Origin of the sequence: Micromonospora yasonensis, from assembly GCF_026013475.1 — a bacterium.
Lineage (GTDB): Bacteria > Actinomycetota > Actinomycetes > Mycobacteriales > Micromonosporaceae > Micromonospora > Micromonospora yasonensis.
On sequence record NZ_JAPDPH010000323.1, the window covers coordinates 1 to 5,943 of the forward strand.

Annotated in this window: 7 protein-coding genes; 5 read left to right on the forward strand and 2 right to left on the reverse strand. The window is 73.5% G+C overall.

Features of this window, described 5'->3' with window-relative positions; genetic code table 11:
* Positions 1 to 147: 147 nt before the first annotated feature.
* The 4 genes from ONA70_RS34045 (at position 148) to ONA70_RS34060 (ending at position 2,839) form a co-directional block, all read left to right on the forward strand.
* On the forward strand, positions 148 to 810 hold the full coding sequence (locus ONA70_RS34045; protein WP_265010592.1) for a hypothetical protein: 663 nt from the start codon (positions 148 to 150) through the stop codon (positions 808 to 810).
* A gap of 72 nt (positions 811 to 882) precedes the next feature.
* The gene (locus ONA70_RS34050) at positions 883 to 1,206 is read left to right on the forward strand and encodes a DUF2516 family protein (RefSeq protein ID WP_265010593.1); all 324 of its coding nucleotides are present in this window, start codon (positions 883 to 885) and stop codon (positions 1,204 to 1,206) included.
* Positions 1,203 to 2,090 (forward strand): alpha/beta fold hydrolase, encoded by an 888-nt coding sequence (locus ONA70_RS34055; protein WP_265010594.1) that lies wholly within the window; start codon positions 1,203 to 1,205, stop codon positions 2,088 to 2,090. Before ONA70_RS34050 ends, ONA70_RS34055 begins: the two co-directional genes overlap by 4 nt.
* A gap of 11 nt (positions 2,091 to 2,101) precedes the next feature.
* A complete protein-coding gene (locus tag ONA70_RS34060; RefSeq protein WP_265010595.1) occupies positions 2,102 to 2,839 on the forward strand; it encodes an alanyl-tRNA editing protein in 738 nt (245 codons plus the stop codon).
* A 75-nt stretch (positions 2,840 to 2,914) separates the two neighbouring features.
* Here ONA70_RS34060 and ONA70_RS34065 read toward each other — a convergent pair whose 3' ends face one another.
* Both ONA70_RS34065 and ONA70_RS34070 read right to left on the reverse strand, forming a co-directional pair.
* A complete protein-coding gene (locus ONA70_RS34065) occupies positions 2,915 to 4,609 on the reverse strand; it encodes a carboxylesterase/lipase family protein (protein ID WP_265010596.1) in 1,695 nt (564 codons plus the stop codon).
* A 149-nt stretch (positions 4,610 to 4,758) separates the two neighbouring features.
* Positions 4,759 to 5,526 (reverse strand): nucleotidyltransferase domain-containing protein, encoded by a 768-nt coding sequence (locus tag ONA70_RS34070; protein WP_265010597.1) that lies wholly within the window; start codon positions 5,524 to 5,526, stop codon positions 4,759 to 4,761.
* On the opposite strand from ONA70_RS34070, the gene ONA70_RS34075 reads away from it, so the two are divergent.
* The coding region (locus ONA70_RS34075) for an SDR family NAD(P)-dependent oxidoreductase (RefSeq protein WP_265010598.1) at positions 5,525 to 5,943 on the forward strand (419 nt) is incomplete at its 3' end. The genes ONA70_RS34070 and ONA70_RS34075 overlap by 2 nt on opposite strands.

Below are 5,943 nucleotides of genomic sequence, written 5' to 3' on the forward strand. Positions count from 1 at the left end.
ACCCCCCCCCCCCCCCCCCCCTCCCCCCCCCCCTCCCCCCCCCCCCCCCCCCCCCCCCCCCCCCCCCCCCCCCCCCGCCGTACCCGAGACGAAGTCCGCCCGCCGGGCGGCCCGCGAGGCCGCCGGTGCGGCCGAGGAGGAGCAGTCATGACCCAGCCGAAGACCAACCGCATCCCGGCCCCGATCTACGCCGCCGCCGGCGCCGGCGAACTCGCCCTCCAGCAGCTGCGCAAGCTCCCCACCGTGGTCAGCGACCTCGGCACCCAGGTCGTCGCCGACCTGACCGGCAAGGCCGTCGTCACCGGCGTCGAGCTGCGCCAGAAGGCGACCGCCGCGCTGAAGACCGCCAACCTGACCGCGGCCGAGCTGCGGGAGAAGGCGGTCGCGGCCGACTTCGACCTGGACAAGCTCCGGGAGGCGGCCACCGTGGACAAGCTCCGCGGGGCCGCGACCCGCAACGCCGCCGCCGTGCTCAGCGGCGCGCAGGCCGCCCAGGCCCGCGCCCTGGCCGCGTACGGCGAGCTGGTCGCCCGCGGCGAGCGGGTCGTCGGCGCCGGAGTGCTGGAGGCAGCCGACACGGTGAACGCCGACATCGAGGCGACCGGAGCCGCCCCGGCCGCCGAGGCCGTGAAGCCGGCCGAGGCACCGTCCCCGGCCGAGGTGGCCGAGGCCGTGGAGAGCAAGCCGGCCGCTGTGAGGCGGACCCGGGCCACCAAGGCCACCGCCGCCAAGGCCACTGCCGCGAAGCCCGCCACCCCGTCGGCCAAGCTGCCGAAGACCACGAAGCGGACCCGCCCGACCGCCGAGTGAGTCGATCCTGGACCGAGACCCCGGACAACGTCTTGTCGGACGTTTCCGGGGTCTCGGCATAAGCTTGCCGGCATGGCCACTGCCGCGCCGATCTTCGCGTTCGAAGTCCGTACCGTGATCGAGCTGATCCTGCTCGTCTTCGCCCTGGTCATCGAGGGAGTGGCGTTGGTGCACGCGATCACCCAGCGCTCCGACGCGTTCCCCGCGATCGGCACCCTGCCCAAGGGCGGCTGGATCGCCATCCTGGCCGTCTGCATGCTCCTCACGCTGCCGTTCTTCGGGTTCGGCGGGGCGCTCAGCATCTTCGGGCTGGTCGGTATCGCGGCGGCCCTGATCTACCTGCTGGACGTCCGGGTCGGGCTGCGCGACCTGCACGACGGCCGGGGCTTCTGGTGAGGAATTTCCGCTGGCCCCCGCCGCCGGACGGCGGCCCCCGCACCTGGGGCCCCGGCCCCGGGGCGCCGCGCACCGGCCGGCCGGCCCTGCCCGAGCCGGAGACCGAGCTGGTCACCACCCCGCACTGCGTACGGCTGGAGCGGCTGGTCACCGGCACCGGTGACCCGGTGACGGTGTTCGCGCACGGGCTGGGCAACGGCATCGCCACCACCCGCCCGTTCGGCAGCGCGGTCACCGGCCGCAAGATCTTCTTCCAGTTCCGCGGGCACGGCCGCTCCGACTCGCCGCCCGGCCCGTGGAGCTACCTGGACCTCGCCCGGGACCTGCGGGCGATCGCCGACCTCGGCGGGGCCACCCGGGCGTTCGGGGCCAGCCTCGGCGCGGGGGCGCTGTGCCGGCTGCTCGTGGAGAGCCCGGAACGTTTCGAGAAGCTGGTCTTCTTCCTTCCCGCCGTGCTCGACAAGCCGCGCGGCGAGGTGGCCCGGGCCCGGCTGACGGACCTGCTGGAGGCGGTGGCGGACGGGGACGCCTCCGCCCTGGCCGACGTGGTCTCGCTGGAGCTGCCGCCGTCGGTCCGCAACACCCCGGCCGGCTGGGCGTACCTGCGGCAGCGGCTGGACCAGCTGCTCCGGGACGGGCTCGCGCCCGGGTTGGCCAGCCTGCCGGAACAGGCCCCGCTCCGCGACGCCCGGGCGCTCGCCGCGGTCACCGCGCCGGCGCTGGTCATCGCCTGCGTCGGCGACGACCTGCACCCGGTGGCGGTCGCCGAGCAGTTGGCCGCCGCGCTGCCGCACGCCACCCTGCACGTGTACGACCGGCCGGGCGTGCTCTGGACGGAACGCGCCGACCTGCGGGAGCGGATCTCGACGTTCCTCAACGGGTAACGTGCCCGTCCATGGGCGTCACACACCACGGCCGTACGCACCGCCTCGACCTCGCCGACCCCACCCTGCGGGAGTGGGCGTGCACGGTGCTGGCGGCCGATCCCGAGCAGGGCATCGTGCTGGACCGGTCGGCCTTCTACCCGGGCGGCGGTGGGCAGCCGCCGGACCACGGGGTGCTGCTCTGGCAGGGCGCACAGACCCGGATCGTGGGCACCCGCAAGGGTGACGACCTCTGGCTCGTCCCGGCCGAGGGTGACCCGGTGCCGCCGGTCGGCACCGCCGTCACCGGCGCGGTCGAGGACGACCGGCGGACCATGCTGATGCGTACCCACTCCGGGCTGCACGTGCTCTGCGGGGTGGTCTTCCGCGACTTCGGCGCGCTGGTCACCGGCGGCAACATGGAGCCCGGCGAGGCCCGGATGGACTTCAACCTGCCCGAGGTGCCGCCGGACTTCAAGGGCCGGATCGAGGAGCTGGTCAACGCCGAGGTGGCCGCGGACCGGGCGGTGGCCGTCCGGGTGCTGCCCCGGGCCGATGCGCTGGCCCTGCCGGACATCATCCGTACCCAGTCCAACCTGATCCCGCCGGACGAGCAGGAGGTCCGGATCGTCGACATCGTCGGGCTGGACGTGCAGGCCGACGGGGGCACCCACGTCGCCTCCACCGCCCAGATCGGCAAGATCCAGGTGGTCAAGGTGGAGAGCAAGGGCCGGGCCAACCGCCGGGTCCGCGTGCGGCTAATGGACTGAGGCCAGTCGGGCGCGCGCCTGACCCGGGGCCCACGGGCCGGGGCGACGTGCCCCAGCCCGTGGTGTCCTGGGTGGTCAGCGATTGAGGGATCGCCAGAAGGCGTAGTGGTGTCCGGTGGCCGAGTCGACGGTGCGGATCGTGCCGGGGGCCAGCGCCAGCACCCGCTGGCTGCTGTAGCGGGACCAGGTCGGTGATCCGGAGCCGTTCGGGTCACCGGTGTGGGCGAACCGGGTCCAGTAGTCGATCATCTGCGTTCCCAGCCGGGTCTGCTCGTCGGTGAGTGGCTGGGCGTATCCGACGGTGAACAGGTACGGCAGTTCGGCGGTGTGGAAGGAGCCGAGCGGGAAGCTGGGCTGGTGCGCACCGGTGAAGAACGGCGCCTGGTCGTCGGCGAACTCGTAGACGTAGGTCGGGGTGTGCCGGGCAAGCGCCGCTGCAGTGTCGAGCGTGGATCGGACCCAGATCGCGTCGGTGAGGGCCGCGCCGAGAGCCTCGCTCGGCGACCCGTACGCGCTGGTTGAATAGCGTGCCGCCACGGCGTCGGCGTCGGCGCCGAACTCCTGGTTGAGCTGCTCGCGGTAGTCGGCTTCGGTCAGCGGGCACTCGTTCGGATGGTCGGGCAGTGCCGGCACGCCGGGGGCACAGTTGGCCCCGGACACCTCCATGCCCCACACGCGCAGGCGTTCCTCGTCGCGGTTGTAGCCGTGGATCACCGGCACGTGGTGGAAGCGGCCGGTGGCGAGCGCCTCGGCGGGGTCGATGGGCAGAATGGGACCACCCAGCACGGGACCCAGATCGGGCAGGGATGCCGTCGCCGCCAGCAACTCGTCGGCCGGCTTGGCGCGCAGGCAGGTCGCGGCGGCGGCCAGGTCGGGGCAGCCCAGCGACTCGGCCAGCGCCAAGCCCTCCTGCTCGGCCACGGTCCTCGGCCGCGGCGCCGACGTGGTGGCCGGAGTCCAACCGCTCGTGCACGGACCGCTTTGCATGATCACCTTGTCGAACAGGCCCGCCGAGGCGGGTGAGGCCAGGTGGGCGCAGCCGCTGAAGCTGCCGGCGGACTGGCCGAACAGGGTGACGTTGTGCGGGTCGCCGCCGAAGGCCGCGGCGTTGCGGCGTACCCACCGCAGGGCGGCCTGCTGGTCCTGCAGGCCGAAGTTGCCCGATTGGTTGGCGTCGGCGTCGAAGGCGGGGTGGGCGAGGAAGCCGAGCGCGCCGAGCCGGTAGTTGACCGACACGACGATGACGTCGCCCTGGGTCACGAGCGAGATGGGGCGGTAGATGTCTCCGGCGCCGTAGGTGAGGCTGCCGCCGTGCAGCCACACCATCACGGGGAGCGGCTTGCTGCTGTGCCGTGGGGTGGTCACGTTGACGAACAGGCAGTCCTCGGTGGTGCTCGGGCGGCCCATCGGGATGCCCGCCGGCTGGGGGCAGGCGTTGCCAGGTTGGGTGGCGTCCCGGACGCCGGTCCAAGGCTGAGGTGGCTGCGGGCCGCTCCAGCGCAGCTCACCGACCGGCGGGGCCGCGTAGGGGATCGCCTGGAAGGATCGGTAGCCGTCGGTGACCAGGCCCCGCACCGGACCGCTTTCGGTCTGTACGACCGCGGGCGCGCTGCCGGAGGCCGCCGCGCGAACCTCGGCCGTCGGCCCGGTGAGGGTGGCGGCCACGCCGATCACGCCCGTTACGGCGGCAGCGGTGAGCAGGATGCGCTGTACGCGGCGGGCGACGGGCGGATCGGACCTGGCCGGAACGACCTCCGGTGTGTGGATCATGTCTGGCATGCCTTGATCGAACGCGTTCCGGCCCGGCCAGGCAGGGGTGGCATGACCCCGGACATGGTGGTGCCAGCACCCCTTGTGCCGCAGGATCGCCGGTTACCCTGGCCGGGTGAGCTGTCGGCAGCGGGGCTGGCTGCCAGCAGTCAGCGTGGGAGCAGCTCCGGCGGCAGGTGGGCGGCCCGGACGTCGAGGAGCCAGCGCTCCACGGTCTCCTCGTCCGGCCGGTCCGGCAGTGGCGTACGGATCCGGTCGAAGTCCCGCTCCGCCGCCGCGACCAGCGCCTCGGCCTCGTCCAGCGCGCCAGCCGCGACCCGGTCGCCGAAGGCCCGGAACCACTCCGGATCGGCCAGCCGGATCTCCAGCACGCCGGTGGCATAGAGCACCCGCCCCTGGTGCAGCAGCCGGGCCAGGTGCCGGGCGTGCTTCGCCGAGCGTCGCCGGCCGCCCAGCTGGGACGAGTCCCGGGTGGTGAGCTTGCGGAACTGCTGCGTGGCGTAGCCGAGGTAGGCGTCCCGGACCCGGGGCGCGCTGAGGAAGGCCGAGCGAATCGCGATCAGCCGCTCACCGGGTTCGGTCCGGGTCTCGTAGCAGTCCTCGGGCAGCCACATCAGCTCGGTGGCCGTCGGGTTGCCGCTCAACGCCAGGCGGCAGTACTTGCCGGCCTCGTGGAAGGTCACGTCCGGGTCGGTGGTGACCACCGACTCTCGGGGCGGGTGCAGGCCGTGGAAGGCCACCGTGGGCGCGGCGAAGACGCCGATCCGGTCCACGTCCGAGCCGGGGCCGGCCAGCCCGTACGCGACCGAGCCGACGATCCCGGAGAGCAGCAGGTGCATGTGGTCATGATGGCGGATCCGGATCACCCGGAAAACCCGACTTCGGCTGTCAGGTATCGGTGTCACCGTGGGTGCCATGACGAAACCGCTGACAGGAAAGATCGCGCTCGTCGCCGGGGCGACCCGGGGCGCCGGCCGGCAGATCGCGGTGCAGCTCGGCGCCGCCGGAGCCACCGTCTACGCCACCGGCCGCTCCACCCGGGACCGCCGCTCGGAGATGGACCGGCCGGAGACCATCGAGGAGACCGCCGAGCTGGTCACCACGGCCGGCGGCACCGGCATCGCCGTGGCGGTCGACCACCTCGACCCCGCGCAGGTACGCCGACTGGTCGAGCGGATCGACGCCGAGCAGGGCCGGCTGGACGTGCTGGTGAACGACATCTGGGGTGCCGACCCGCTGATCACCTGGGAGAAGCCGGTCTGGGAGCAACCCCTCGACGCCGGCTTCCGCACCCTCCGGCTGGCCGTGGACACCCATATCATCACCAGCCACTT